Below are 26207 nucleotides of genomic sequence, written 5' to 3'. Positions count from 1 at the left end.
GCAGATGAAGTACAGCATCGAGCCGATGAACGTCGATGACGCCGAACGGTGCGGGGAGTTGGAGCGCGCGTTGTTCGCGGGCGACGGACCCTGGAGCGCGCAAGCGTTCGTCTCGGAACTTGCGGGCGCACATAATCATTACTTCGTTGCCAGGGAACCCGACGGTCACGTCCTCGGCTACGCCGGAGTCGCGTTGTTGGGCGCGTCGCCGAACATGGAGGCCGAGGTTCACACCATCGGTACCGATCCCTCGGCTCAGCGACTGGGAATCGGCGGCGCGTTGCTCGATGCGCTTCTGACCCTGGCGGATTCACGGCAGTGTCCGGTGTTCCTGGAAGTGCGCACCGACAACGACCCTGCCATCGCGCTGTACCGGCGCGAAGGATTCGAGATCGTCGGAACACGAAAGAAGTACTACCAGCCCAGTGGGGCAGATGCGTACACGATGAGACGGCCCGCCGTGCTCGGTGTCCGCGAAATTGAGGAGCAGCAAGCATGATCGTCATGGGTGTCGAAAGCTCTTGCGACGAAACAGGTGTCGGTATCGTTCGCTGGAACGGTGACGGAACCTGCGACCTGTTGGCCGACGAGGTGGCATCGAGCGTGGATCAGCACGCCAGGTACGGGGGAGTGGTTCCCGAAGTAGCCTCGCGGGCTCACCTCGAGGCGATAGTGCCGACGATGCGCCGTGCCCTTGCTGCCGCCGGTATCGAGAAGCCCGACGCACTTGCCGTCACCATCGGACCCGGCCTGGCCGGTGCGCTACTGGTCGGTGTCGCCGCCGCGAAAGCCTATGCCGCAGCCTGGAACATACCGTTTTATGCGGTCAATCATCTCGGCGGTCACGTCTCGGTTGACACTCTCGAGCACGGTCCGTTGCCCTCGTGCGTCGCATTGCTGGTCTCAGGTGGTCACACGCACCTGCTTCACGTCGAAGATCTGGGCAAGCCCATTGTCGAACTGGGCACGACTGTCGACGATGCCGCCGGTGAGGCCTTCGACAAGGTGGCCAGACTGCTCGGGCTCGGCTTTCCCGGCGGACCGGCACTCGATGCTGCTGCGCAAGAGGGAGATCGGAACGCGATCGCCTTCCCTCGCGGCATGACCGGCCCGCGCGATTCGCGGCACGACTTCTCGTTCTCGGGACTCAAGACGTCCGTCGCCCGCTATGTCGAATCGAAAGAGCGCGCAGGCGAGGCCTTTTCGATCCCGGACATCGCTGCCTCGTTCCAGGAAGCGGTTGCCGACGTCCTGACGATGAAGGCAGTGCGTGCAGCCGAGGACGTCGGGGTCGACACGTTGGTTCTCGGCGGCGGCGCCACGGCCAATTCACGTATCCGTTCACTCGCCGAGCAGCGCTGCGCCGAAGCCGGCATCACGTTGCGCATTCCGAAACCTCGACTGTGCACGGACAACGGCGTGATGATCGCTTCGTTGGCTGCCCACCTGATCGGAAACGGTGCAGGCCCTTCGGAATTGAGTGTTGCCACGGACCCGGGGCTGTCGGTCTCGGTCAGCCAGTTGATGCGCTGAGAATCAACCGACTGGGACCGGTTCCCGATCCGGTGTGGTCGCGGGGCCGGGTTCGGGCGTCGAGGTATTCGGTTCACCGGGTTTTGTCGTCGGATCACCACCGGGGGTGGTGAGTTCGGTTTCGGTGGAACCGGATCCAGGATTTTCCGGCGTCGTCGGGTTTTCGCCGCCGCTCTCACCCGGGCCGAGACCGCCGCCGGGGTTTGCCTCGGTCGGATCGACCGGGGGAGTCGCCTCGGTGTCCGGCAGCGTCGGCCACCACGCCGGTGGATCGGGCAGCGTGATTCCGGGGATGGTCGGCCAGTTCGGAGTGGTCGTTGTCGTCGTCGGCGGTGTGGTTGTCGTCGACGTGTCCGGTATCGGCGCCGGCGGAAGCGTGTACTGATGCGTTGTGTACGAGTGCGTGTCGAACGGCTGTGAGTCGAACGGCGTTGTGGGATAGCCGTACTGCGGGAAAGTGCTGCCCACTACCGAAGGCAGAGGATCGTGCGAGGGGATGATCGTCGATCCGGTGCTCGGCGTCGCTTCGGGGCTCACCGTCGTCGTGGTCGAACCGGTTCCGACAGGCGAGACCGCGGTGTCGTCGGTCGGCACCAATTCCTTTGCGCCGTAGCCGAGTACCAGTCCGCCGACCACGAGCGCACCGATCAAAGCTCCCGAGACCTTGGCGGTGGATCCCGAGCGCTGGTCACTTCCGGAGCCCAGCAAGGGGAAACGAATTGCGGTGATCGAATCTGCCAGGAGTGCAGCACCTTTGGTTGCCGCAGTCTCGGGCTCGACGATCTCGACCAAGGGGAGGTCGACGGCAGCGGCGACGGCGGACCGCACGGCCGGAATGTGTGCGCCACCGCCGATGAGCACAACGGCACCGACCGGCCGCGGTGAGCCGTTCACGACTTCCCGGATGAAGGTGACGGCGCGCTCGATATCCGGGGCGATGATGGCTTCGAACTCGTCGCGCGTGATCGCCATTGCGTCGACGGGAAGGTCGATGGTCACCTTGGCGGCCGTGGACAGTTGCTCCTTCGCGACGTGGCACCGGGCAGCAAGAAGCTCCGCGTCGGTGTACCGGCGCAGGTGCCCTGGCGCCTTCTCCGTCACGAAGTCGACCAATGCCCGGTCGATTCCGGCCCCCGCGAGGGCGTCGATACGGTCGGAATGCAGAACTTCACCGGTGTGATCGACGACGGACACCGTCAGACCCTGATCGCCGACGTCCACCTGAGCTGTCGTGTCGTACCGCTCGGTTTTCCCGGTCTCGGCGAGATACGCGTGTACTGCGGCAGGTTCGGGGATGGCACGGACCTGCTTCGGCGAGCGCGAGAGAGATGACCTGATGCTCGCGAGCTGGTCGTCCGTGCGATAGCTGACACCGATCGAGCGCGGCGCTTCAGATCCGTCCGTTACCTGCGTCGTCATCAGCTTGATGGACGCCCGGACGAGGTCACCGACGTTGGAATTGGCCTGATCCGCCGAGACGAAGCGAGTCTTGGCAGGCACCGCTCCTGGCGCGTTTGTGCTGGTATCGGTGTCGACGAGTGCTGAATAGACACCGGAAGATCCAGTGGAAATTCCCAGTGAACAACTCATCGCGCACCTCCTCACAGTCAATACCGGTCAATGTTCAATCGACCGCCGTTATATGAACGTTACAGAAGGTTCGTGAGGATTGCTCAGTGCTTTTTGTCTCCATGACACCCTTTTCGGACCGAAAGGGTGGTTTTACCTGCGAAATTGTCGATCATTGATTCATGCGGAAAAAAGGCGATTCTCCCCACATCGACCGGGATCGACGACGCGCGCTGATCCGGGGTGCGGTGCTTCGACCCACGCTGACGATGATCGCCTTCGGATGTGCGTACTTCTTCCTGCCGTGGATCGATGTCCACACAGTGGGTGCGATTTTCCTCTTGATCGGTGGAGGGACAGCGGTGCTTGCCGTGACGACCTGGCAGGTGCGTCGAATTCTGCGTTCCGATGTGCCTTCTCTACAGGCGGTCGAAGCAGTGGCGGTCGTGATGCCGACCTACTTGCTGTTGGTGTCCATCACCTATTTTTCGGTCGAGCATGCGAGTGCCGGCAGTTTCACCGAACCGCTGTCGCGTATGGCGGCCCTGTACTTTTCGCTGTCGGTGTTCTCGACCGTCGGCTTCGGCGACATCGCTGCACAGACGGACCTTGCCAGGGGACTCGTGAGCCTTCAGATCGTCTGCAATCTGGTGTTGATCGGATTCGGCGTTCGATTCGTGGTTGCCGCGGTGTCGTGGGCGAAAGCGCACCGCTCGCCTTCGAGCGGACCTGAAATCACCTAGGACACTGCGGCAATCGGAGTCATCGTCCGGTGTGGACCAACAATTCGACGTTCTGGTCGACGCCGGTACCCGTCAACTTCGGGTCGCGGTGGATGTCGTTGAACGACAGTTCGCGGTACAGCGAGGCGAGCCCGGCTGCCGACTTGTCGCTGTACTCGACTGAATTGGGACTTTCCGCTTCGAAGAGCGTCGCAAGCAACGACACCGTTCCGTCGTGATTGTCCGCGATCTCGATGATGCGCCCGAGCTGCGGGTAGTCGATGTGAGAGGCGGTGTTGATCTCCCAGAAGCCTTGCTCGGGGGTCGCGCCGGGCCACGGGGTGATCTTGTTCTCGTGGGTGTGTCCGTTCACCCAGGCAAGTACGTTCGGGAAACGATGCAGCAAGTCCAGAAGCTGTGAACCGCGCAGGCGCGGCTCGAGGACGTTCTCGGGGTCGGGAATGAGATTGTCCATCGTGTCGCTCGTGTGGTGACTGAACAGCACGAAATAGGTGTCACTGCGCGGCTCGGTGACGCGAGAGCCCGCGGCGTCGTAGTAGGTGCTGCTGCCGGCGCGCAGGGTGTTCTCGATCCACTGGAACTGAGCGGCGCCCAGCGAACCGTCGACAAGGCCTGCGCGGTTGGTGGAGTCCATGCTGATGCCGACGACGCCCGGTGCGATCTGGAACGAGTAGTAGCCGATACCGGTTTCGCCGGCGTCGGGGGCGAAACCGTGCCCGACAGGGCCGGGGCCGGTGTGCGCGGGATCAAGGTGTGCGGCGATGAACTGCCGGGGTGTGAACGGTGCGCGCGACGGGTCGGGGGTGACCTGGCGCGGCGGCGTCGTGAAGGCGGACAGGATTCCGGGAATCGCACTGGGATCGAACTTGGTGGCGATGTCGATCTGCTTGGCCTGCTCCGGTGAACCGGGCACCTCGAATTTGAGAGATCCCGTGTACATCGCTTCGAGCGGTGGGATGCCGCTGGGCACCGTGCCCGACACCGAATCGTCGTGGTTGCCGAACACGCAGTACCAAGGGGTGTTCAGGCCGGGGCTCGACACGGGAGTGAACGCGGCCCCGAAGAAGTCCGGAATCTCCGGGAAGCCGGCCTTCTTGTACATGTCGAGCATCGGCGATTCAGGGTTCCAGTACAGATCGGCACCCGAGTTCTGCACACCCTCGTAGCGGTCCTTGGCGCCGGTGTTGGCGACGACGGTTCCGCCGTTGAGTGAGGTGAGGAACCAGTCGAGTTCGGCGAATTCCTTGTTGTCCGTGTTGTCGCCGGTGGTGACAACGGCATCGAAGGGGCGCGAGGTGTGCGGGCCGCTCCCGATCGAATTGACGCGTCGGACAAGCGAAATCAGCCCGTGCGCCGTCAAGGTCTCCTGGGGGCGGAACGCCGAACCGGTGATCTGATGGACGTATTCGAAGCGCATGGGGGACTGGGCGTCGACGATGTGGACGTCGGTCAACTGCACGAGTGAGGCGAGCGCGGTGCGTCGGTCCTCGCGTCCTGACTTCGGCTCGGCCAACTCGCTGCGCACGATGTTCGCCCAACCGGGACCGGCAGTGAGCCTGGTGTAGCCGCTGCTGCTGACGGGCGTGGACACGGACTCGAGAGTGGTGCCGGGACCTGACGTCGGAATGGTCGACGCGCCTGCGTATTGCAGGCCCCACGGCTTGCCAAGGCTGACCGCGCCGACGGCGCCGAGTCCGGCGAAGGTCAGAAAACTACGGCGATTGATGTTCGTCACGAAGTGAACAATAGGTGAACGTGGTGGACGGCTGTCCTGTTTCGCTCTGGACGAAGAGAAAAATGCGCCCAGTCCTTGAGGGTTGGCACTCTCACGTATAGAGTGCCAATTGGCGCTGATCGAGTTCCGGCACCCGCGACGACGGGACTGCAGTGACGCGCCGTAAACGGCATACCCAAACAGCTGTCCGAGGATCGCCTCGGACGCACATACCCCAAAGTGGAGGGCTCATCGTGGCGAGCGTCAACATCAAGCCGCTCGAGGACAAGATCCTCGTCCAGGCCAACGAGGCTGAAACGACGACGGCTTCCGGCCTGGTCATTCCTGACACAGCCAAGGAAAAGCCCCAGGAGGGCACCGTCGTTGCAGTCGGCGAAGGCCGCGTCAACGAGCAGGGCAACCGCATCCCGGTCGACGTCAAGGAGGGTGACACGGTCATCTACTCCAAGTACGGCGGAACCGAGATCAAGTACGCCGGCCAGGAATACCTGATCCTGTCGGCACGCGACGTGCTGGCTGTCGTCTCCAAGTAAGACACACGTGATCCGCCCCGGAGTCCACACAGGATCCCGGGGCGGAATGCGTTCACGCCCCGAAGATTCAGGAGCTGACAGAACAGATGTCCAAGCAAATTGCGTTCAACGAGACCGCACGCCGCGCTCTCGAAGCCGGAGTCGACAAGCTTGCCGACGCCGTCAAGGTGACCTTGGGCCCGCGTGGACGCCACGTCGTGCTCGCCAAGGCATTCGGCGGCCCCACCGTCACCAACGACGGTGTGAGCATCGCCCGTGAGATCGAACTCGAAGATCCCTTCGAGAACCTCGGCGCACAGCTCGTCAAGAGCGTCGCCACCAAGACCAACGATGTTGCCGGCGACGGCACCACCACCGCGACCGTTCTGGCCCAGGCCATCGTCCGCGGCGGACTCAAGAACATCGCAGCGGGCGCGAACCCGATGGCGCTCGGCGTCGGCATCAACGCCGCAGCCGACAAGGTCGTCGAGGAACTGCTCGCCGCGGCCACCCCGGTCGAGGGCGAGAAGTCGATCGCCCAGGTCGCCACCGTCTCCTCGCGTGACCAAGAGATCGGCAAGCTCGTCGGCGAGGCACTCACCCGTGTCGGAACCGACGGCGTCGTGACGGTCGAGGAATCCTCGACCGTTGCAACCGAACTCGTTGTCACCGAAGGCGTTCAGTTCGACAAGGGCTACCTCTCGCCCTACTTCGTCACCGACATCGATGCGCAGAAGGCCGTCTACGAAGATGCGTTGATCCTGCTCTTCCGCGAGAAGATCAGCTCACTTCCCGACTTCCTGCCGCTGCTCGAGAAGGTTGCCGAATCCGGCAAGCCGCTCTTGATCATCGCCGAGGACGTCGAGGGTGAAGTTCTCTCCACCCTGGTGGTCAACTCCATCCGCAAGACCATCAAGGCCGTCGCCGTCAAGGCGCCGTTCTTCGGTGATCGTCGCAAGGCATTCCTCGACGACCTCGCAGTCGTCACGGCAGGCACCGTCATCAACACCGACGTCGGCCTCTCCCTGAAGGAAGCCGGCCTCGACCTGCTCGGCAGCGCTCGCCGCGTTGTCGTCACCAAGGACGAGACGGTCATCGTCGACGGTGCCGGCACCGCTGACGACATTGCGACCCGCGTCGCGCAGTTGCGTCGCGAGATCGAGAACACCGATTCGGATTGGGACCGCGAGAAGCTCGAAGAGCGTCTGGCGAAGCTGTCCGGCGGCGTGGCCGTCATCAAGGTCGGCGCAGCCACCGAAACCGATCTCAAGGAACGCAAGTTCCGCGTCGAGGATGCGGTCAACGCAGCCAAGGCAGCAGTTGCCGAGGGCATCGTCCCCGGTGGCGGATCGGCTCTCGTTCAGGCCGGTACGGCTCTGATCGGGAACCTCGGCCTGTCGGGTGACGAGGCCACCGGCGTTGCCGTGGTCCGTGAAGCACTCAACGCTCCGTTGTTCTGGATCTCCAGCAACGCAGGCATCGACGGATCCGTCGTTGTCAGCAAGGTCGCCGAGATGACCAAGGGCGAAGGCTTCAACGCTGCCACCCTCACCTACGGCAACCTGCTTGCCGACGGCGTCGTCGACCCGGTCAAGGTCACTCGCTCGGCAGTGGTCAACGCCGCTTCCGTCGCGCGCATGATCCTCACGACCGAGAGCGCTGTCGTCGAGAAGCCGACCGAGGCAGTTGCCGACACCGGACACGGTCACAGCCACTAACTCGCTGCTCGTAGTTTCGACAAAGAAGAGATCCCCCACCGGATTCCGGTGGGGGATCTCTTCTTTCGTCTGGCGATCAGATGAGCGGTATCGTTGCGAACGGCTCGCTGGTGGGCTGCTGCGATCCGCCGGGCGGTTCGACCGTGAACGCCAACTTCGTGTTCGGGCCGATGCCGTCGAGCACCACCTGGGTAGTGGGTTTGACGTCGCTCGGAGCCATCGTCCCCATCGGGATCATCGTGGTGTCGTCGGTGTCGCCCGGCACCAGCCACATCTGGTAGACGGTATCCGGACTCGGGGGAGTCACATCGTTCATCACGAGGACTGCGGCGTCTTCGGAGGGCGAGAACAGCGTCGTGGCACTACCGCCGCCCGGAATGTCACGCGTCGTGGCATGAACGTCGGGTGCTGCCATGATTTCGGATGCGGGGTTCTGCGGCGGCGTGTTGTCGGACAGCGTGCGTCCGATTCCGATGCCGCCGACCAGGATTGCGACTGCGGCGGCCGCCGCAAGAGCCATGGTCCACGGGCGTCGACGGTTACGACGCTCGGCCAGCGAAACCGGGGCGTTGGGAGCCGCGGTCTGTTCTGCGATCGAGGCGAGGACGCTGCTGCGCAGTGACGGCGGGGGCTCGACGGCGTCGACGACGGTCATCGCGGCCATGGTTTCGGAGGTGAGTCGGACCTGGGCGTCGAATTCGGCGCGGGTCGCGGAGTCCGAAGCGGCAAGTCGTCTGTCGACCTCACGGCGCTCGTCGAGGTCCAACGCATCGATCGCGTAGGCGTACGCGTAGTCGATCAGCTCTTCGTCCATCTCACATCACCCCCAAACATCCACGTAGGCGCAGTAGTCCGTCGCGAATTCGCGACTTGATCGTGGGAATCGCCACGCCGAGATCTTCGGCCACCTCGCGGTACGTTCGGCCGCCGTAATAGGCGAGAGTCACCGATTGGCGCTGAGTGTCCGTCAGCGTTTCGAGACAGTCGGTGACAGCACGATGCTCGTCTCTTCGTGTCACCTCGTCGCTGACGACGTCGAACTCGGGAGTGGCATTGGTGGTGTCGTAGAGAGCCTGTCGATCCGAACTCGACTGTTCGGAGCGCACGCGATCCACCGCGCGGCGGTGGGCAAGTGTCAGAAGCCAGGAGAGTGCGGACCCCTTGGCAGGATCGAAGCTGTCGGCCGATTTCCAGGCTTGGAGGTAGACCTCTTGGACCGCTTCCTCGGAGAAGCCTGGATCACGGAGTACACGGAGAACCATGCCGTAGACACGGGAGCTGGTTCGGTCGTAGAACTCGGCAAAGGCGCTCTGGTCGCCACCGGCCACGTTCGCGAGGATCACTGCCAGCTCGCGTGATTCCACGATTCGCGCGGTGCGGGCCGCAGAATTGTCCGTCGGGCATGCGTCGGCCGCATCCGACGCATGGTCTGGCTCGCTCCTTTATTAACCGCGGGGGGTTAATAAAGGCGCACAGCAGGTGGGGACTACTGCGGCATCAGCACCGAATCGATGAGGTAGACGGTGGCGTTTGCGGTCTTGACTCCACCGCAGACGACAGTTGCGTCGTTGACCTTGATGTTGTCACCGGATCCGGTGACGGTGACCGTTCCGCCCTCGGCGGTGGGGTGCGTTCCGTCGATCGCGTCAGGAGCGATCTGGCCGGGAACCACGTGGTAGGTGAGGATCTTGGTCAGCGTGGCGCTGTCCGTCTTGAGGCTGTCGATCGTCGCGGGGTCGATCTTGGCGAATGCCGAGTCGATCGGTGCGAAGACGGTGAACTCGCCGCCGTTGAGAGTGTCGACCAGGTTGACGTCCGGGTTGAGCTGTCCGGAGACTGCCGCGGTCAAGGTGGTGAGCAACGGATTGTTGGATGCCGCTGTGGCAACCGGATCCTGGGCCATTCCGCTGACCGATCCGGCGCCGCTCGGCACTGCGGCTGCATAGTCGGCACAACCGGCACCGACCAGATCAGAAGCAGGCTCCGCCATCGCGCTGCTGGGAGACATGCTCGATCCCATGGCAGAAGACGTCATGGCGGCGCTGGACGTGTCGGTCGACGAATCGTTGTCGTCGGAGGAGCAACCGACGACGCCGAAGACGGCGAAAGAGGCTGCTGCGGTGACTGCCAGAACTCGAGTAGAGGTGTTCATGGGTCTGCCTTCCTGAAGGGATGTGCTGAGGTGCACTGTCAGAAGGCATTCGGAGTCGGTTGTCGACAGGATGGGTCGGAGTCGGAAATTCTTTTCAGGAGCTGGTGTACACAAGCAAAAGCCCCCGAAAACTCTCGGGGGCCTTGTGCACTCGACCTACGTGTATCAGGAAGCTATGCGGGTGGTGCGACGGTGGCGCGCATGTAGTTCACGTTCGGTTTCCGACATTCCTCCCCAGATGCCGTACGGCTCGGCGACGGTCAGCGCGTGGCTGCGGCACTGCATCAGTACCGGGCACTGACGGCACATCTCTTTTGCGCGGGTTTCGCGCTGGGCACGTGCTCTACCGCGTTCGCCATCGGGATGGAAGAACATGGAGGAGTCGACTCCGCGGCACAGACCGTGCATCTGCCAGTCCCAGATGTCTGCGTTGGGGCCTGGAAGGTGATTCGGTGCAGGCATGTTGACTCCTTACTGCAAGCTCGCGTTGATCAACGAGCGGACCAAGTTGCCCGGAGGTTATCCGGGCCTTCTGAATCGTTCACGCTTGCTAACCGTAAGGGTGCTGAGTAAATCGCGTCAATAGGCTCGTTCAGTGGCGATCGGCATATATCGAAATGCGAGAGTTAACGAAGTATATATTTACATTTCGGGTCTCTCATGCGTTGTGCTGCGCCGATGTTGAAATCGGGTCGATCGAGGTGGTGGCAGGCAAGCCTGGCTGCTTGAGATGCGAAACCCACAGATCAGGGATATGTTTGCTGCTGATCGCCCGGCGAAAACACTCAGCCCGCCGGCTCGGTTTGCGTCATTTGTCCGATATTGCGCGGGCAGGGCCGTACTCCATTTCGGGACTTAGTGCCCAAGTTTCAACTAGGACATCTGTCCAATAAGTAATGCGCAGTTAACGTCACGGATATATGCCCGTTAAATATCATTACGAGTACATTCGGCAAATCTCAGTTGAATATCTGATTAACTCCGACAAACTTGCCTTTTCGTCTTCCCGTGCGGCAAACGGCATCGGTCAGGCGCTTGTCTGTTGGCGCTGCTGCGATGATCTACCTGTGTCGACACCTGAGCCCCCTGAATCGCCTTCGTTCACTGAGTCACCTGGCCGTCCCGGGACTCTCGAATCCGCCGCATTCGGTGCGGATCCGGACCTTGACCGTCTCCCGGCGCCGTGCTCTACCCGGGATTGGTGGACAACGGCAGTAATTCTGGGTGGTCAGGGGCACTACGCCAGGGCGCGGGCAGCATTGGATGTCCTCGATCGGCTCACGACGGGGTCCTCGACGCACTCGGATCGAGTTCTTGCCTCTCTCTCTGCCAGCACGAGGGCGTCGTTTCTTCGCCAGAGTGGACGTCATGCACTCGCGTCGACGTGGGACGGGCGCGCACTGGCGATTGTCGGCGGTCTGCCAGTCGATCCAGAGGCTGCCTGTGACGCTCTGACCGGTCTGGCCGCGGACGCCCTCGGTTGTGGCCGGCTCCCGCTCGGCTGGCGCCTGCTGGGGGAGTGTCGGACCCGTCTGGGCGGCGAGGGCGGGCTGTGGCGGCAGGAAATTCGGATCGAATGGGTCTCGGCGGAACTGGCGCTGGCGGGAGGTGACTTCGCGCGCGCCCGCAGACACGCAGAACGCGCCGTCGAATTGTCGGGGAAATCGGAGTCCGTCCGGCACCGCGTGAAGTCGGATCTACTGCGCAGCGCCGCGCTGACCGGAACAGACCCAAGCGCTGCCGTGGAGTCGGCAGCGGAAGTGCTTGCGAGGTGTCAGCAATACGGCCTGCTGCCCCTGGCCTGGGCGTCGTCGCTGCTGATCGAGGGTGTGAGCGGCGGGAGGACCTCGCCGAGTGCCCGTGAGATCGGCGATCTGATTGCGATGCGCGGTGGATCACTCCTACCTTTGTCGTAATCGATCCACCCGAAGTCTCTCGCGAACGATTCCCACAGGGCTGTTTCGATATCGCGACTGCTGGGCGGGCATGCGGAGACCAGCCGGTCCGGATGGTTACTCTTAGAGGGTTCCGCTGAGAGCGGGAGCACACCCGCTCGGGAGGTGCCACTGTAACGCCAGGATTTTCGCTGACGATGACAAATACGAGCGATGAGTTGGACACCGCGGTCGCCGCTGCTGCGCAGGGCGACCGTACAGCTCTAGCTTTGGTTCTGGAGAACATCCGACCGATGGTGGTGCGCTACTGCCGCGGTCGAGTGGGTGCGGCCGAGCGGGGACACCTGTCCGCTGACGACGTCGCGCAGGAAGTGTGTCTGGCCGTGATGACCGCGCTGCCGCGTTATCAAGACCAGGGACGCCCGTTCATGGCCTTTGTGTACGGAATTGCCGCGCACAAGGTTGCGGACGCACATAGAAGTTCCGCCCGTAACAAGTCGGAGCCCGTTTCCGAAGTACCGGATGTAATAGCACTGGATGATGGTCCCGAACAGCGAGCACTCGATTCGGAGTCCAGCAGACAGATGCATGAACTTCTCGGCACACTTCCGGAGAAGCATCGAGAAATCTTGATACTTCGCCTGGTGGTCGGGATGTCGGCCGAGGAAACGGCCGTCGCCGTCGGTAGTACCGCCGGAGCTGTACGAGTCGCTCAGCACAGGGCGATCGCGAAACTGAAAAAAGAAGTAACGAAAGCAGGTGAGAGCTTTGGCTAGAGACGAGGGGCGTGACGCTTCGAATCTCGGTGATCTCGCCGACGACGGTACGCCAGTGGACTTGGCTGCGGTTCGGCGTGACGATGCGCTGATCGAGTCCATTTCGAGTGGCGGGCCGGTAGCAACCGATAGCACCGAACAGTACGAACTTGCGTTGATTCTCTCGCAATGGCGTGACGATGTCGTTGCGACTCCGATGCCCGAGGGTCCGTTGTTGGACGATGTCATCGCTGCAATCACAGCGACGCCGTCCGGCTTCTCCGATCGTCAGCGTTCACGTTCCCGTTCCCGATTGCGTGTGGTCCGCCCGATCGCCGCCGCAGCAGCTGTTGCAGCAGTGGTCTTCGGTGGTGCCACAGCGATGGCGTACGACGCCCAGCCCGGCGATGCCCTCTGGGGCGTCAAGCAGGTCGTCTTCGCCGACGAGGCCAACTCGACGGTCGCGAAGATCGACACGACATCCGAGCTGGAAAAGGCCGAGCGTCTGTTGGCCGCCGGGGACATTCCCGCGGCAAAGATGGTGCTGGACAACGCAGCTCACCGTGCCGATGCGGTCAAGGACTCGCAGGACAAGACGGATCTCGTCGAGCGTTGGGGCAAGTTGATGACGCAGGTCCAGGAGACCACGTCACCCGCAGTACCGCCGTTGACGTCCGATCAGCAATCCTCGCTTGCCACCTCTCCCACGGCGATTCCGGGGACTTCAGTCAATCCGGCCAACCCTCAGTTGTCTGGCGGCGTGACCACAACGACAACGCCCGACCCTGGAATCATGCAAGCGCCTGGTCCAAGCGCGGCGTCGTCTACACCGTCATCGTCGCCCACGACGACTACCACGACAAGCAATTGCTTGTCGGCCACTTTCGTATGAACCTGGTGGGGTTTCGCTCAGCTGTCGAAACCGTCGCCGTGCATCGCCTCGTTCATCGACGCGTCGGCGTATCCACGGCAGTAGTCCCACGTGACATATGCCTCAGGCATCGGGTCGTAGGCAGGCTCGTGGGGGCGGACGGTTCCGTCCACGAGGAGCTGCAGCAGGTTTGCGCGCAGCATGTCCCAGTCGTGGTAGTGATCTTGTTGGCAGTCTTCGCAGCACACTACGAGACCGCGGATGCCGCGGTGAGCGAGGAGCGCCTCGTAGACGGCGAGGTCAGCGAGATCCTCCTCGACCGCTTGGCGTTCGTGGGGGTCGAGTGGTTGACCCGGCTCGATGGCATCGAGAGCCGCGGAGGGGTCAGCTGGGTCGCCGGCGAAGGGATCTGGCGGCAGACCGGGGGGCAGTTGATCACGCACAGCACCACGGTACGCAGGTCAGGGGGGTCAGCGCCACTTGTTACGCGTACCCGCAGCGTGGGTGGGATGGTTCGGACCTTTGAGTGAGCCGATACCATGGTGTGCAACGCCGGGAAAAGGTGCCAGGAATTTCTTTCCGTGCAGGCGCCTTCTATCCGATATCCAGCTTTCGTAATCCGTTTCGAGGCGGCTGCTACAGCGGTCGCCCTGGGCGAATCTAGGTCCATGGAGGGTCCTGACCGCATGAGTAGTTCTGCAGGACATGTACACACCGGAGGAGACGACCCCAACAAGGTCGCGATGCTGGGACTGACTTACGACGACGTGCTGCTGTTGCCTGCTGCGTCCGACGTCATCCCGAGCCAGGTCGACACGTCCAGTCAACTGACCCGCGACATCCGTCTGCGGATTCCGTTGGTCAGTTCTGCGATGGACACCGTCACCGAGTCGCGCATGGCAATTGCGATGGCACGCGCCGGCGGCATGGGTGTTCTGCACCGCAACTCGTCCGTCGAGGTTCAGGCAGGACAGGTCGAGACCGTCAAGCGCTCCGAGGCCGGCATGGTGACCGATCCCGTCACGTGTAAGCCGACCGACACGATGGGTGAGGTCGACGCGAAGTGCGCTCGCTTCCGCATCTCGGGTCTGCCGGTCACCGACGACGCCGGACAGCTGGTCGGCATCGTCACGAACCGTGACATGCGTTTCGAGGTCGACCAGAATCGTCCGGTCGTCGAGATCATGACCAAGATGCCGCTGATCACCGCTCAGGAAGGCGTCACCGCAGACGTGGCACTGGGCCTTCTTCGTCGGCACAAGATCGAGAAGCTGCCGATCGTCGACGGCAACGGCAAGCTCACCGGTCTGATCACGGTCAAGGACTTCGTCAAGACCGAGCAGCATCCGGACGCCACCAAGGACCGTGACGGTCGACTGCTCGTCGGCGCTGCAGTCGGTGCAGGCGACGACGCCTTCCAGCGTGCGATGGCCCTCACCGATGCCGGTGTGGACGTACTCGTGGTCGACAGTGCGCACGGGCATTCGTCCAACGTTCTCGACATGATCGCCAAGCTCAAGCGTGAACTGGGTGAGCGGGTTCAGATCATCGGTGGCAACGTCGCTACGCGCGCGGGTGCTCTGGCACTGGTCGAAGCCGGTGTCGATGCCGTCAAGGTCGGAGTCGGTCCTGGTTCCATCTGCACCACCCGCGTCATCGCCGGCGTCGGTGCCCCTCAGGTCACGGCCATCCTGGAAGCGGTTGCCGCGTGCAAGCCTCTGGGTGTGCCCGTCATCGCTGACGGTGGACTCCAGTTCTCCGGTGACATCGCGAAGGCTCTTGCCGCGGGTGCGTCGACGGCCATGCTGGGTTCGCTCCTGGCCGGTACCGCTGAATCGCCCGGAGAACTGATCCTGGTCGGCGGCAAGCAGTTCAAGAGCTACCGCGGAATGGGTTCGCTCGGCGCGATGCAATCGCGTGGCGAGGCCAAGTCGTACTCCAAGGACCGGTACTTCCAGGACGACGTACTTTCCGAGGACAAGTTGGTTCCGGAAGGCATCGAAGGACGTGTTCCGTTCCGTGGCCCGCTTTCCCAGGTGACGCACCAGCTCACCGGTGGTCTGCGCGCTGCCATGGGTTACACGGGGTCGGCGACGATCGAGCACCTGCAGAACGCTCAGTTCGTCCAGATCACGGCGGCCGGTTTGAAGGAAAGCCATCCGCACGACATCACGATGACTGTCGAAGCACCCAACTACACCGCTCGTTAGCAACCAGTACACGAGAAAGGGGCGCGCGTGCGCGACCTCGTTGAGATCGGCATGGGTCGAACGGCCCGACGTACCTACGAGTTGGACGATGTGAACATCGTTCCCTCCCGGCGAACCCGTTCGTCGAAGGAGGTGTCGACTGCTTGGCAGCTCGACGCTTACAGGTTCGACATCCCAGTCCTCGCACATCCCACCGACGCGTTGGTCTCGCCGACCTTCGCGATCGAGCTGGGTAAGCGCGGCGGCCTCGGTGTCATCAACGGTGAAGGCCTGTGGGGCCGTCACCCCGATGTCGAGGAGAAGCTCCGGCGTCTCGTCGAGATCGCCGAGAAGGACGGTGGCGTCGACGCAGCCATCCGCTACTTGCAGGAGCTGCACGCGGCACCGCTGCAGGCGGGTCTTCTGGCTGCTGCGGTGGCGCAGGTTCGTGATTCGGGGGTCACCACTGCCGTTCGGGTCAGTCCGCAGAATGCGCGCGCACTGACGCCCGAGTTGATCAAGGCGGGAATCGACCTGCTGGTCGTCCACGGCACCATCATCTCGGCGGAGCACGTCGTGCACACCGAGCAGGAACCGCTCAACCTCAAGACGTTCATCTCGGAACTCGACGTTCCGGTTGTCGCGGGTGGGGTCAGTGACCACCGCACCGCGCTGCACCTGATGCGTACCGGCGCTGCCGGTGTCATCGTCGGGTACGGCTCCACCGAGGGTGCAACCACCACCGGTGAGGTCCTGGGTATCGGCGTTCCGATGGCCACGGCCATTGCCGACGCTGCAGCAGCCAGGCGCGACTACCTCGACGAGACGGGTGGACGCTACGTCCACGTCATCGCCGACGGTGACATCGCAACTTCGGGTGATCTGGCGAAGGCCATCGCCTGCGGTGCCGACGCTGCCGTTCTGGGCACGCCGCTGGCCGTGTCCGCCGAGGCGCCGGGTGGCGGCTGGTACTGGCCGTCCGCTGCGGCTCATCCTTCGGTTCCGCGTGGAGCGCTTCTTCCGGTTTCCTACGGCGAGCGTCCGAGCCTGGATCAGGTCCTGAGCGGTCCTTCGGATGATCCGTACGGTTCTCTGAACTTCGTCGGCGGTCTTCGTCGGTCGATGGCCAAGGCCGGGTACTCCGACCTCAAGGAGTTCCAGAAGGTCGGACTGACGGTCCGCGCGTAGTTTGTACCTTTCTGTGGCCCCGGTTCTTCGTGAACCGGGGCCACAGTTCGTTGTGCAGGACTTTCTTCCGTTCCTGATACTTGCGGTTACGCTTATGGGGCCCCTTGTGGTGGTAGTCACAAGGGATAGGTGCATACTGGCGGGTAACTACGGTTCACGGTGGAGGTGTCCTGATGGGCAAGCAACGGGCAACGGACTACGACGTACTGATCGTCGGATCCGGGTTCGGCGGAAGCGTGAGCGCGCTTCGTCTCGTGGAGAAGGGCTACAAGGTCGGCGTCATTGAAGCCGGCCGACGGTATGCCGACGAAGATTTCGCGAAGACCAGCTGGGATCTCAAGAAGTTCCTCTGGGCTCCGAAGCTGGGTTGCTTCGGCATTCAGCGCGTGCATCTGCTGCGCGACTGCCTCATCCTCGCGGGCGCAGGCGTCGGCGGCGGGTCGTTGAACTACGCCAATACGCTGTACCAGCCACCGGAGCCGTTCTTCCAGGACAAGCAGTGGGCGCACATCACCGACTGGCGAAGTGAGCTCACCCCGTACTACGAGCAGGCTCAGAAGATGCTCGGCGTCGTGCAGAATCCGCACATGACGCCCGCTGACGAGATCATGAAGTCGGTCGCCGACGACATGGGCGTCGGCGACACGTTCATCCAGACGCCCGTCGGCGTCTACTTCGGTGAGCCGGGCAAGAAGGCGAAGGACCCGTACTTCGGCGGCGTCGGACCCGAGCGCACCGGTTGCATCGAGTGCGGCGAGTGCATGACGGGCTGCCGTCACGGCGCGAAGAACACTCTCCTCAAGAACTACCTGGGCCTTGCCGAGACAGCCGGCGCCGAGATCATTCCGATGACCACCGTGTCCGGACTTCGTGAGGCTCGCGACGGTTCGTGGGACGTGTTCACCGAGCGAACCGGTGCATTCGGACGCAAGAACCGCCGCACCTACACGGCTGCGAACGTGATTCTCGCGGCCGGAACGTGGGGCACTCAGCATCTGCTCTTCGACATGAAGGACACCGGCGCTCTGCCCAAGCTCTCCGACAAGCTCGGCGAGCTGACTCGAACGAACTCCGAATCCATCGTCGGCGCAGGCAAGTACAAGGTCGATCCTGCACTCGACCTGACCCGCGGAGTGGCGATCACGTCGTCGTTCCACCCGAGTAGTGACACCCACATCGAGCCGGTCCGCTACGGCAAGGGTTCCAACGCGATGGGACTGCTGCAGACCTTGATGACGGATGGCGGTGGCTCGACACCGCGGTGGATCAAGTTCCTCGGTGTGGTCGCGAAGAACCCGTACCAGATGCTGCGGATGCTGACTGTCAAGGACTGGAGCGAGCGCACGATCATTGCGTTGGTCATGCAGAACCTCGACAACTCGATCACCACGTACACGAAGAAGGGCCTCTTCGGTCGACGCAAGGTCACCAGCAAGCAGGGCCACGGTCAGCCGAACCCGACGTGGATTCCCGAGGGCAACGAGGCGACGCGTCGAGTTGCCGCGAAGATCGACGGCGTCGCAGGTGGCACGTGGGGCGAGATCTTCAACGTTCCTTTGACCGCGCACTTCCTGGGTGGTTGCGCTATCGCGTCGGATTCCGATCACGGCGTCATCGATCCGTACCACCGCGTGTACGGCTACCCGACGCTCAGCGTCGTCGACGGTGCAGCGGTCTCGGCCAATCTCGGCGTGAATCCGTCGCTGACCATCGCCGCTCAGGCCGAGCGCTCGGCCTCGCTGTGGCCGAACAAGGGGGAGACGGACCTGCGTCCCGCCCAGGGCAGCGGCTACGAGCGTTTGGCTCCGATTGCACCCAAGTCGCCCGTGGTGCCGGCGTCGGCTCCGGCAGCGCTGGTTCTGCCGATCGTGAAGATCACCGGCGGCAAGACGGCTACGGCTGTTCCGGCGGAGCCTGCTGCCGGATAGTTCACCGCGAACCGAAAAGGGGCGTGTCGTCGAGGATTCGACGGCACGCCCCCTTTTGCAGTTTCAGATCGTCAGCCCACCTTGTCAGCCGCCCAGCGACCCGAAGAGGGTGCCGAGGTCGAGGCTGCCGGTTCCGCCACCGGGTCCGCCGTCGGTATCACCGGGGACGGTCAGGGTCTGCGGCGCGGAGGCCGAGGACGTGTAGCCCGAACCACCCACGAATTCGGCGGTGACACTGTAGGTCCCGGAGTTGTAGAAGGTGGCCGGTACCGTTGCGACACCGTTGACCACGTCGACCGGTCCACCGATGAGGGTGTCACCGACCTTGAACTGGACCTTGCCCGTGGCACCGGCCGGATCGACCGTTGCCTTGAGTGTCACCGGGGTGTTCTTCTGAACAGTTCCGACCGCGTCGAGAGCCGTGGACGTCTCGACGTCAGCGGGAGCCGGAGTCGTGACACTGACCGGGAATGCCGGGGCAGCGGACGGCGCGAATCCTGGTGAACCCGTGAACTTCGCGACAACCTTGTGCGTTCCTGTCGAGGTGAAGGTGTAGGGAGCGATGGCAACTCCGTCTGTTCCGACGGTGGCAGTCAGCGTTTCGGTGCCGTCGACGATGAAGTCGACGGTGCCGCCGGTGCCCTGCGGATCGACCTTGGCGGTGAGGTTGACGTCCTGACCGACCTTCGCGGTAGACGGAGAAACCGTTGCGGTAGTGGTCACGGCGTCAGGCGGTGCATCGGTCGTGACGGTCACGATCTTGGCCGACGCCGATGTCGACGCCAGGAATCCGGGTGCACCGCTGTAGCTCGCGGTGATGGAGTGCGGTCCGTCCTCGGTGAAGGTCGGGGAGATGCTTGCCGACCCTCCGGTGACCGGCACCGCGTCCCCGAGGGGGTTGTCGCCGTCGAAGAACTGGACGGTTCCACCGTTTGCGCCGCCGCTCACGTTGGCCGACAGAGTGACAGGAGTTCCGTTCTTGGCGTTGGCCGGTCCGACGACAGTGGTGGTGGTTGCCTTGTCCGCCTCGATGATCCGTGTCGTGGCGAGGGGGCCTGCGCCGCTGTTGAGAGGACCGTTCTCAGCGTCACGAGGGGTGCACCGAGTAGGCGCCCAGGCGGTGATGACCAGGGTGGCCTTGGGGAGGAACGTGAGGAAGTTGCGATCGTTGTTCCATGCTCCTGCGCTGCCGCCGGTGCGTACCTTCATCGCGACGTCCCCTGAATCGCCGGCCTTGAGAACTGCCTTGACCTGGGGGAGTTGGAACTGGGTGTAGCCGTCGGCATTGTTGGAGCCGTCGACGTTCTTGCCGGTCGCCTTGACGACTATCCCGCCCTCGGAGTTGATGCTCGAGCTGGGGCTGTTGCCGATGACCTGGTTGTTTCCGGAGAGACGCAGAATCGTTCCGTTGGGATCGACGTTGCCGTTCTCGTTGACACGCAGGATGTTCGGCGCGACACCGCTGAGCCCTGCCGAAGTGCCGGGAACGATGGTGGCTTCCACCAGGGTGGCGTTCGCGGGAACGTCGACGTCGACCTTGATGCGGGAGACGTTCTGGACGGTCGCCCCCGAAGCCGATCCGGGGAAGGCGATGGGACCGGGTTGGATGGTGACCTCGAAGGTCTCACCCGCTCCGACGCTCTCCGGTGCGTCGACGATGACCGAACCGGACTGGGACTGCGTGGTCGGACCGGCGACGGCGGACGGGGTTGCGAGGCAACTCGTTCCGAAAGTTGTTGTCACCGGGGCCGCTGATGCGGGGATTCCCGCGAGGATGACGCCACTGGCGAGTGCCGTGGCGGCGATCGGCGCCGCGATGCGACGTCTGGAATGCGCGAACATGGATTCTCCTGAGCTGGGTACGGGAGTGGTGTCCAAAGCTGATGTGGGGACTAGCTTCCGAAGAGCGGGATGAGGCCGCTGAGTGAACCGGTGTCCACGCTCCCGGTGCCGCCGCCGTCGGTCGGCGCGGTGCCGACCTGCACGACCGTCGGGCCGGAGACGGAGTTCTTCCAGCCGGCGTCGCCGACGAAGTTGGCAGTGAGGCCGAATGTTTCCTCGTCGTCGAAGGTGTGCGTGAGCGTCGCGACGCCGTTGACGACGGCAACGGGTGCGCCGATGGGCGTCGTGCCGGACTTGAACTGGATCATTCCGTTTGCTGTTCCGGGTGCAACAGTGGCCTTGAGTTGCAATGCCTTTCCGACCTGAGCGGAGCCGCTGACAGTCAGGACTGTCGTGGTGTCCGCGCGGGCGGGCTCGGGATCGGTGACGTTCACCGTGAACGATGTGGACGTGGAGCCGATGAATCCGGTTCCGCCGGAGAACTCGGCAACCACGGCTGCGGCACCGGCTGATGCGAAGGTGTGCGGGAGGATCGCGACGCCGTCACCCGTGCCGACGGGTGCGGTACCGATCTCGGCGCCGTCGACCTTGAACGTCACGGTTCCGCTGCTCGGGATAGGGGAGACGGTGGCCGAGAGGTTGGTCGGTTCACCGACGACTGCTGTGAGCGGTTCGACAACTGTGGTGGTGGTTCCCCAGTCGGGATCGCTGACGTCGAGTTGGGTTGCGGTGGAGACGGAATCGCCGTAGCCGGCCTCGCCGGTGAACACTGCGGTGAAGCTGTGCGTGCCGGAGGCGTCGTAGCTGCGGGTCAGGGAAGCCGTTCCGTCGACCACGGCCACCGGTGCGCCGAGGTTGGTGTCGCCGTCCTTGAACTGCACCGTGCCCATGGCGTTGGCCGGTGTGACGACGGCGCTCACGGTGATGCTGTCACCGACCAATGCGGCGTTCGGAGCCGAGATCGTGGTGGTGGTGTCCGCGGAGACGTCGACGGTCTGGACTCCGGAGGTCGAGCTGTGGAATCCCGCACCGGCGTTGTACGCGGCGGTGATGTCGTGGGCGCCGACGCTGTCGAAGGTGTGGGAGAGGGTGGCGCTACCGCCCGAGACCGGGACGGGTGAGCCGATGTCGTTGCCGCCGTCCTTGAACTGGACGGTGCCGCTCGCGTCGGACGGCGCAACCGTCGCGGTCAGGTCGACCGGCGTGCCGACCTTCGCCGTTGCCGGTGCAACCAGAGTGGTTCCGGTGGCGACAGACGGGTCGACGACCTGGACGTTGACGTTGATCGGGTTGAGGCCCTGCTGCGTGCTGAAGGCGTTGACGTCGAAGAGCATGCCGCTGTCGTACGTCCCGAATGCTGCGCCGACAGGGACCGTGTAGGTCGCTTCGAGCGTGACGGGTTGGTTCTTCTTGACGACGAATCCACCGACGAGGAAGGTGCAGCCGCTCGAGCACTTCGCTGAGACTCCGCCATCTGATTCGTTGCTGATCGTCGCCCGGTTGGTCACACCCAGGTAGGTGGCCTTGGCGCTGCCCGGCACGAGGACGAATCCTGCGGGCGGGATGTCACGGATCTTTGCGATCGACCGTTCGATGCCGCTTTCGTTGTGCTTGATCTCGGTCTTGTACGTGACGGTCTCGCCTGGGTGAACTGCCGCGTTCCCGATGACACTCTTCGTGAAGATCAGATTGTCGGTCGTGCCGGTGAAGGTGGTCGGCGGGGCTTCGTCAGCAGTGGCCGGCGTGCCGAGGACTAGAAGTCCGGCGGCAGCCGTCACAGCCGCGACAGGTATGGCGAGTCGTCGTATGAATCGACGCACAGGTCCTCCTCGAGGTGAGCGCCGTTCGGCGGCGCCGGCCGTTTGCGATCGTGATCCTGATCACTTGACGGGCGAGATTACCTTTACTGGACGTTTGGTTCAGGCGAATCGGTCAAACGTCCAGAAAATTCACCCTCCGTCCATTTCGGGCTCTGGCCTGCGATGATGTCGCCGTTTTGATTGCCGAAGCTAAGGTGCGGGTGATTGGGGCATCGTTGACCTGGACGGTGGTCTAGTTCGCCCCGAGGTCGCCGCGCAGTCCGGAGGGTCGGCCTTTGTAGTGACGTACCTCGCGCTCACTCGGCCGAGGAGCGGGCTGAGTCCATGCATGCGCAGAAGCGCTGGCTGCGGCGATTAGACTGCACCTGTGGCAGATATCGAGCAGCAGAGACCAGTTCTTGTCGTCGACTTCGGAGCGCAATACGCGCAGTTGATCGCACGGCGAGTTCGCGAAGCCAAGGTCTACTCGGAGGTGATTCCGCACACCACGACCGTCGAGGAGATCGTGGCCAAGAACCCCTTGGCTGTTGTGCTCTCGGGTGGGCCCTCGAGTGTCTACGCAGACGGTGCTCCCAAGCTCGATCCCGCACTTTTTGATCACGACATCCCGGTTTTCGGAATCTGCTACGGATTCCAGGCAATGGCAGGCGCCCTCGGCGGCACCGTTGCCGAGACCGGTACCCGCGAATACGGCCGTACCGACATCGCGGTATCCGGTGGGTTGCTGCACGACGGACTTCCCGCGACGCAGCCGGTGTGGATGAGCCACGGTGACGCCGTCACCGAAGCGCCGTCCGGCTTCGAGGTGACTGCGACCAGCGATGGCGCTCCCGTCGCAGCGTTCGAAGATCGCGCCCGCAAGCTCGCCGGCGTGCAGTACCACCCCGAGGTTCTGCATTCCCCACACGGTCAGCAGGTCCTGAGCCGCTTCTTGCACGAGATCGCCGGTATTCCGGCAGCGTGGACGGCGTCCAACATCGCCGATGCGCTGATCGAGCAGGTTCGCGAGCAGGTCGGCGACGGACACGCCATCTGCGGTCTGTCCGGTGGTGTCGACTCGGCTGTCGCTGCGGCTTTGGTTCAGCGGGCAATCGGCGACCGGTTGACGTGTGTCTTCGTCGATCACGGTTTGATGCGAGCCGGTGAGCGCACGCAGGTCGAGCAGGACTTCGTCGCGGCAACCGGTGCGCGTCTGATCACCGTGGATGCTGCGGACACCTTCATCGGTGAGCTGGCTGGGGTCACCGATCCCGAGACCAAGCGCAAGATCATCGGCCGCGAGTTCATCCGCAGCTTCGAAGGCGCAGTCAGTGATGTTCTGGGCGAGAACGCATCTCACGGTGCGACCGTCGACTTCCTCGTGCAGGGCACCCTGTACCCGGATGTCGTGGAGTCCGGCGGCGGCACGGGAACTGCAAACATCAAGAGCCATCACAATGTCGGCGGGCTGCCGGAAGACCTCCAGTTCAAGTTGGTCGAACCGCTGCGTCTGCTGTTCAAGGACGAGGTCCGTGCAGTGGGCCGCGAACTCGGTCTGCCGGAAGAGATCGTCGGTCGCCAGCCGTTCCCCGGTCCCGGACTCGGTATCCGCATCATCGGTGAGGTCACCCGTGATCGCCTCGAGATCCTGCGTCATGCAGATTCCATTGCGCGCGAAGAGCTTACGTCTGCAGGCTTGGACGGAACGATTTGGCAGTGCCCGGTGGTTCTCCTTGCCGACGTCCGCAGCGTGGGCGTGCAGGGTGACGGTCGGACGTACGGTCATCCGATCGTGCTGCGTCCGGTCTCGAGTGAAGACGCGATGACCGCGGACTGGACGCGTCTGCCGTACGAGACCCTCGAGCGCATCTCGACTCGAATCACCAACGAGGTTGCGGACGTGAACCGCGTAGTCCTCGACGTGACGAGCAAGCCGCCGGGAACTATTGAGTGGGAGTAAAAACAACTGTGCGCCTTTATTAACCCCCCGCGGTTAATAAAGGCGCACAGCAGTTTTACTTGCGGTTGCGCCGATTCGGCAGAATCACCAGCAGTAGTCCTGCCACGACGGCGGCACCGACGAACAGCCAACGGAATTGAATGTTCGCTGCCGGCGCCAGAGAGAACGGCCCGACCAACGCCCACACGCTGACCAGTAGTGCGGCCAGTCCTGCGATCAGCAGAAGTGCCGAGGGGCGCTTGGATTCTCGGGTCTCGTCCTGGTCTGTCGTCTCGTCGTACTCGCTCATGATTGCGTCACCTTCAGGCTGCCGAACGTAGCTTTGGCGTTGATGGTCAGGGTGGGAGAGTCCGGTGTCGCATCGCGGCCCGGGTGTATTCCGCCGTCGAGGCAACCGGATCCGTCACCCATGACGACGGTGCAGCTGTTCTTGACGTTGACGGTTGGTGGCACCATGACGGTGAACTCGCCGAACGACGCCGCGACGTCGATGGTCTCGTCCTCGGTGAACTTGACCCCGTTGAGGTCGAGAGTGAAGCTTCCGAAGGCTCCTGAATACGACGGCTCCAACTCGGAAGCTGTTGCCGGAGTCCATCTTTGCTCACCCGGGGCGTCGAACTCGATCGGGTAGACCAACGAGGCGAGAAGCACGAAACCCACGAGTGGTCCGGTGACGACCAGCAGGCCGTACCCCTTGCGGAAGAATGCCCCGAGGATCAGGCCGAGTGCGATGACGGCGAGTCCGACAGCACCGACTCGGCCGGGAGTGAACCACTCGTTGCCGGTTGCGGCGCCCGCTGCCCCGGTGACTGCGGCGACGATGATTGCGAGTCCGAGGACCGTCAGCGTCCAACGCGAGCGACGCTTACGTGGCGGCAACGGGAGCAGCGGTGTGGCCTTGGCTGCCGGATCCGGAAGATCCCAGGCGAACGGAGCGACACCGAGCGGATCCCAGGACGGCGGTGTGATGGCGGCCTCACCGATCACCTCGGTCGGATTGGCGCTGACCGAAGCGCTCGGGTCCTTCGACAGGTTGATCGTCGGATGAGCGGCCTGAGATTGTGGTGACTGCTGCGGCTGGTCGGCCGGTCGTTCCTCGGGCACATAGCTGTCGGGGAGTTTGGTGTACGGCGTGTACACGGGAGGCTGATTGGGCGCGAAGTATCCGGGGGTGAACGGCCCAGGTGTGAATCCGGTGCCTGGATACGCGGTACCTGCGCCGACATACGGCGACGTGTTCTGCGGCAGTGCGGGCGGGATGGGCGCTCGTTGGTAGAGCAGCCACAGGCCACCGACCATCAGGATCAGCCCGATCAGTCCGGAACCACCCAGACCGACGCCGACGGGGCCGACAGTCGTAGCCGCGATGGCGAGGGCCACCAGCAAGACGATGGTCTTGGTACTGGAATCGGAACTGTGTCCGCGGCCCATCAACGACTGCGCGGGGGACGATCCGTCACCGGCACGGGCAAGTACCAACCAGCCGGCGAGGTAGAGAAGGATGCCTGAGCCACCGAAAATGGTGGACGCGACAAACGCCACGCGTACGAGAACGGGGTCGATGCCGTACCGGTATCCGATTCCGGCGCATACCCCAGCCACGTGACCTTGTGCCGGCAGACGCACGGGGCGGGTCCGCCACAGATCCTGGATCTGTTCTTGGAAAGTCGGATTGTTCATGAATCAATCCTGGCTTCCGAGGCAGCCTCCGCGCATCAGGGCCAACCCTGATCTTTGTGGTGATCGCGGGTGAGGGTGGCGCCCTGATTCAGGGTTGGACCCTGATGTGTGTCCGCGTGGTTCGTGCCAGTATCGACT

Annotated in this window: 22 protein-coding genes and 1 pseudogene; 12 read left to right on the top strand and 11 right to left on the bottom strand. The window is 63.4% G+C overall.

The window, feature by feature from the left end; genetic code table 11:
* Positions 1 to 4 precede the first annotated feature (4 nt).
* Positions 5 to 499 carry a ribosomal protein S18-alanine N-acetyltransferase gene (gene rimI, locus AC1DVN_RS03900; protein WP_020906927.1) on the top strand — a complete coding sequence of 165 codons (495 nt, stop codon included), beginning with the start codon at positions 5 to 7 and terminating at the stop codon, positions 497 to 499.
* Positions 496 to 1533: a tRNA (adenosine(37)-N6)-threonylcarbamoyltransferase complex transferase subunit TsaD gene (tsaD, locus tag AC1DVN_RS03895; RefSeq protein WP_020969062.1), complete on the top strand. Its 1038-nt coding sequence runs from the start codon at positions 496 to 498 to the stop codon at positions 1531 to 1533. Before rimI ends, tsaD begins: the two co-directional genes overlap by 4 nt.
* Positions 1534 to 1536: 3 nt before the next feature.
* Here the strand turns inward: tsaD and AC1DVN_RS03890 are convergent, their stop codons facing one another.
* Entirely contained in the window at positions 1537 to 3123 is a 1587-nt protein-coding gene (locus AC1DVN_RS03890; protein ID WP_259118967.1) for an Hsp70 family protein, read from the bottom strand.
* Between the two features lie 161 nt (positions 3124 to 3284).
* Here AC1DVN_RS03890 and AC1DVN_RS03885 point away from each other — a divergent pair, with 161 nt between their 5' ends.
* Positions 3285 to 3845, top strand: a complete 561-nt coding sequence (locus AC1DVN_RS03885) for a potassium channel family protein (RefSeq protein WP_030535131.1) — start codon at positions 3285 to 3287, stop codon at positions 3843 to 3845.
* Between the two features lie 19 nt (positions 3846 to 3864).
* Here the strand turns inward: AC1DVN_RS03885 and AC1DVN_RS03880 are convergent, their stop codons facing one another.
* Positions 3865 to 5580, bottom strand: coding sequence for a TIGR03767 family metallophosphoesterase (locus AC1DVN_RS03880; RefSeq protein WP_030535130.1), 1716 nt, complete (start codon positions 5578 to 5580; stop codon positions 3865 to 3867).
* 233 nt (positions 5581 to 5813) lie between these two features.
* Here AC1DVN_RS03880 and groES point away from each other — a divergent pair, with 233 nt between their 5' ends.
* Both groES and groL read left to right on the top strand, forming a co-directional pair.
* The gene (gene groES, locus AC1DVN_RS03875) at positions 5814 to 6113 is read left to right on the top strand and encodes a co-chaperone GroES (RefSeq protein WP_003940763.1); all 300 of its coding nucleotides are present in this window, start codon (positions 5814 to 5816) and stop codon (positions 6111 to 6113) included.
* Positions 6114 to 6199: 86 nt separating this feature from the next.
* On the top strand, positions 6200 to 7810 hold the full coding sequence (gene groL / locus AC1DVN_RS03870) for a chaperonin GroEL (RefSeq protein WP_477993475.1): 1611 nt from the start codon (positions 6200 to 6202) through the stop codon (positions 7808 to 7810).
* A gap of 76 nt (positions 7811 to 7886) precedes the next feature.
* Here groL and AC1DVN_RS03865 read toward each other — a convergent pair whose 3' ends face one another.
* From AC1DVN_RS03865 to AC1DVN_RS03850, 4 genes and pseudogenes are all read right to left on the bottom strand, one after another.
* Positions 7887 to 8624, bottom strand: coding sequence for an anti-sigma factor (locus tag AC1DVN_RS03865; protein WP_019747584.1), 738 nt, complete (start codon positions 8622 to 8624; stop codon positions 7887 to 7889).
* Between the two features lies 1 nt (position 8625).
* Positions 8626 to 9249, bottom strand: a pseudogene (locus AC1DVN_RS03860) (sigma-70 family RNA polymerase sigma factor); the annotation flags it as partial.
* A gap of 47 nt (positions 9250 to 9296) precedes the next feature.
* Positions 9297 to 9962: a fasciclin domain-containing protein gene (locus AC1DVN_RS03855; RefSeq protein WP_007728616.1), complete on the bottom strand. Its 666-nt coding sequence runs from the start codon at positions 9960 to 9962 to the stop codon at positions 9297 to 9299.
* A gap of 165 nt (positions 9963 to 10127) precedes the next feature.
* On the bottom strand, positions 10128 to 10424 hold the full coding sequence (locus AC1DVN_RS03850; protein ID WP_003940939.1) for a WhiB family transcriptional regulator: 297 nt from the start codon (positions 10422 to 10424) through the stop codon (positions 10128 to 10130).
* A gap of 755 nt (positions 10425 to 11179) precedes the next feature.
* On the opposite strand from AC1DVN_RS03850, the gene AC1DVN_RS03845 reads away from it, so the two are divergent.
* The 3 genes from AC1DVN_RS03845 (at position 11180) to AC1DVN_RS03835 (ending at position 13504) form a co-directional block, all read left to right on the top strand.
* Entirely contained in the window at positions 11180 to 11878 is a 699-nt protein-coding gene (locus AC1DVN_RS03845) for a hypothetical protein (RefSeq protein WP_046379846.1), read from the top strand.
* A gap of 176 nt (positions 11879 to 12054) precedes the next feature.
* Positions 12055 to 12633: a sigma-70 family RNA polymerase sigma factor gene (locus tag AC1DVN_RS03840; RefSeq protein ID WP_003940953.1), complete on the top strand. Its 579-nt coding sequence runs from the start codon at positions 12055 to 12057 to the stop codon at positions 12631 to 12633.
* Complete coding sequence (locus tag AC1DVN_RS03835; RefSeq protein WP_477993472.1) at positions 12626 to 13504, top strand: anti-sigma-D factor RsdA; 879 nt, start codon at positions 12626 to 12628, stop codon at positions 13502 to 13504. The genes AC1DVN_RS03840 and AC1DVN_RS03835 overlap by 8 nt, the downstream gene beginning before the upstream one ends.
* Before the next feature lie 17 nt (positions 13505 to 13521).
* Here AC1DVN_RS03835 and AC1DVN_RS03830 read toward each other — a convergent pair whose 3' ends face one another.
* Positions 13522 to 13926 carry a DUF5319 domain-containing protein gene (locus AC1DVN_RS03830; protein ID WP_003940777.1) on the bottom strand — a complete coding sequence of 135 codons (405 nt, stop codon included), beginning with the start codon at positions 13924 to 13926 and terminating at the stop codon, positions 13522 to 13524.
* Positions 13927 to 14169: 243 nt separating this feature from the next.
* On the opposite strand from AC1DVN_RS03830, the gene guaB reads away from it, so the two are divergent.
* The 3 genes from guaB to AC1DVN_RS03815 all read left to right on the top strand — a co-directional run bounded on the left by guaB (position 14170) and on the right by AC1DVN_RS03815 (position 18788).
* Positions 14170 to 15693 carry an IMP dehydrogenase gene (gene guaB, locus AC1DVN_RS03825; RefSeq protein WP_020723641.1) on the top strand — a complete coding sequence of 508 codons (1524 nt, stop codon included), beginning with the start codon at positions 14170 to 14172 and terminating at the stop codon, positions 15691 to 15693.
* 27 nt (positions 15694 to 15720) lie between these two features.
* The gene (locus AC1DVN_RS03820) at positions 15721 to 16860 is read left to right on the top strand and encodes a GuaB3 family IMP dehydrogenase-related protein (protein WP_003940976.1); all 1140 of its coding nucleotides are present in this window, start codon (positions 15721 to 15723) and stop codon (positions 16858 to 16860) included.
* 173 nt (positions 16861 to 17033) lie between these two features.
* Positions 17034 to 18788, top strand: a complete 1755-nt coding sequence (locus AC1DVN_RS03815) for a GMC oxidoreductase (RefSeq protein WP_020906934.1) — start codon at positions 17034 to 17036, stop codon at positions 18786 to 18788.
* Positions 18789 to 18872: 84 nt separating this feature from the next.
* Here the strand turns inward: AC1DVN_RS03815 and AC1DVN_RS03810 are convergent, their stop codons facing one another.
* Both AC1DVN_RS03810 and AC1DVN_RS03805 read right to left on the bottom strand, forming a co-directional pair.
* Positions 18873 to 20630 carry an Ig-like domain-containing protein gene (locus AC1DVN_RS03810; RefSeq protein ID WP_477993470.1) on the bottom strand — a complete coding sequence of 586 codons (1758 nt, stop codon included), beginning with the start codon at positions 20628 to 20630 and terminating at the stop codon, positions 18873 to 18875.
* 50 nt (positions 20631 to 20680) lie between these two features.
* Positions 20681 to 22450, bottom strand: coding sequence for an Ig-like domain-containing protein (locus AC1DVN_RS03805; RefSeq protein ID WP_477993468.1), 1770 nt, complete (start codon positions 22448 to 22450; stop codon positions 20681 to 20683).
* Between the two features lie 367 nt (positions 22451 to 22817).
* On the opposite strand from AC1DVN_RS03805, the gene guaA reads away from it, so the two are divergent.
* Complete coding sequence (gene guaA / locus AC1DVN_RS03800; RefSeq protein WP_019747593.1) at positions 22818 to 24389, top strand: glutamine-hydrolyzing GMP synthase; 1572 nt, start codon at positions 22818 to 22820, stop codon at positions 24387 to 24389.
* Positions 24390 to 24444: 55 nt separating this feature from the next.
* Here the strand turns inward: guaA and AC1DVN_RS03795 are convergent, their stop codons facing one another.
* Together AC1DVN_RS03795 and AC1DVN_RS03790 are read right to left on the bottom strand one after the other, a co-directional pair.
* Positions 24445 to 24678 (bottom strand): hypothetical protein, encoded by a 234-nt coding sequence (locus AC1DVN_RS03795; RefSeq protein WP_020906937.1) that lies wholly within the window; start codon positions 24676 to 24678, stop codon positions 24445 to 24447.
* On the bottom strand, positions 24675 to 26069 hold the full coding sequence (locus AC1DVN_RS03790; RefSeq protein ID WP_477993466.1) for a PspC domain-containing protein: 1395 nt from the start codon (positions 26067 to 26069) through the stop codon (positions 24675 to 24677). Before AC1DVN_RS03790 ends, AC1DVN_RS03795 begins: the two co-directional genes overlap by 4 nt.
* Between the last annotated feature and the right edge of the window lie 138 nt (positions 26070 to 26207).

Source organism: Rhodococcus sp. P4_E4 (assembly GCF_056401575.1).
This window is presented reverse-complemented; position numbering and strand designations above follow the sequence as displayed.

What these genes read in the sequence shown, in the direction of transcription:
- rimI (WP_020906927.1), top strand. Translation starts at nt 5, where the DNA reads ATGAAGTACAGCATCGAGCCGATGAACGTCGATGACGCCGAACGGTGC.
- tsaD (WP_020969062.1), top strand. Translation starts at nt 496, where the DNA reads ATGATCGTCATGGGTGTCGAAAGCTCTTGCGACGAAACAGGTGTCGGT.
- AC1DVN_RS03890 (WP_259118967.1), bottom strand. Translation starts at nt 3,123, where the DNA reads ATGAGTTGTTCACTGGGAATTTCCACTGGATCTTCCGGTGTCTATTCA.
- AC1DVN_RS03885 (WP_030535131.1), top strand. Translation starts at nt 3,285, where the DNA reads ATGCGGAAAAAAGGCGATTCTCCCCACATCGACCGGGATCGACGACGC.
- groL (WP_477993475.1), top strand. Translation starts at nt 6,200, where the DNA reads ATGTCCAAGCAAATTGCGTTCAACGAGACCGCACGCCGCGCTCTCGAA.
- AC1DVN_RS03865 (WP_019747584.1), bottom strand. Translation starts at nt 8,624, where the DNA reads ATGGACGAAGAGCTGATCGACTACGCGTACGCCTACGCGATCGATGCG.
- AC1DVN_RS03855 (WP_007728616.1), bottom strand. Translation starts at nt 9,962, where the DNA reads ATGAACACCTCTACTCGAGTTCTGGCAGTCACCGCAGCAGCCTCTTTC.
- AC1DVN_RS03850 (WP_003940939.1), bottom strand. Translation starts at nt 10,424, where the DNA reads ATGCCTGCACCGAATCACCTTCCAGGCCCCAACGCAGACATCTGGGAC.
- AC1DVN_RS03840 (WP_003940953.1), top strand. Translation starts at nt 12,055, where the DNA reads ATGACAAATACGAGCGATGAGTTGGACACCGCGGTCGCCGCTGCTGCG.
- guaB (WP_020723641.1), top strand. Translation starts at nt 14,170, where the DNA reads ATGAGTAGTTCTGCAGGACATGTACACACCGGAGGAGACGACCCCAAC.
- AC1DVN_RS03815 (WP_020906934.1), top strand. Translation starts at nt 17,034, where the DNA reads ATGGGCAAGCAACGGGCAACGGACTACGACGTACTGATCGTCGGATCC.
- AC1DVN_RS03810 (WP_477993470.1), bottom strand. Translation starts at nt 20,630, where the DNA reads ATGTTCGCGCATTCCAGACGTCGCATCGCGGCGCCGATCGCCGCCACG.
- AC1DVN_RS03795 (WP_020906937.1), bottom strand. Translation starts at nt 24,678, where the DNA reads ATGAGCGAGTACGACGAGACGACAGACCAGGACGAGACCCGAGAATCC.
- AC1DVN_RS03790 (WP_477993466.1), bottom strand. Translation starts at nt 26,069, where the DNA reads ATGAACAATCCGACTTTCCAAGAACAGATCCAGGATCTGTGGCGGACC.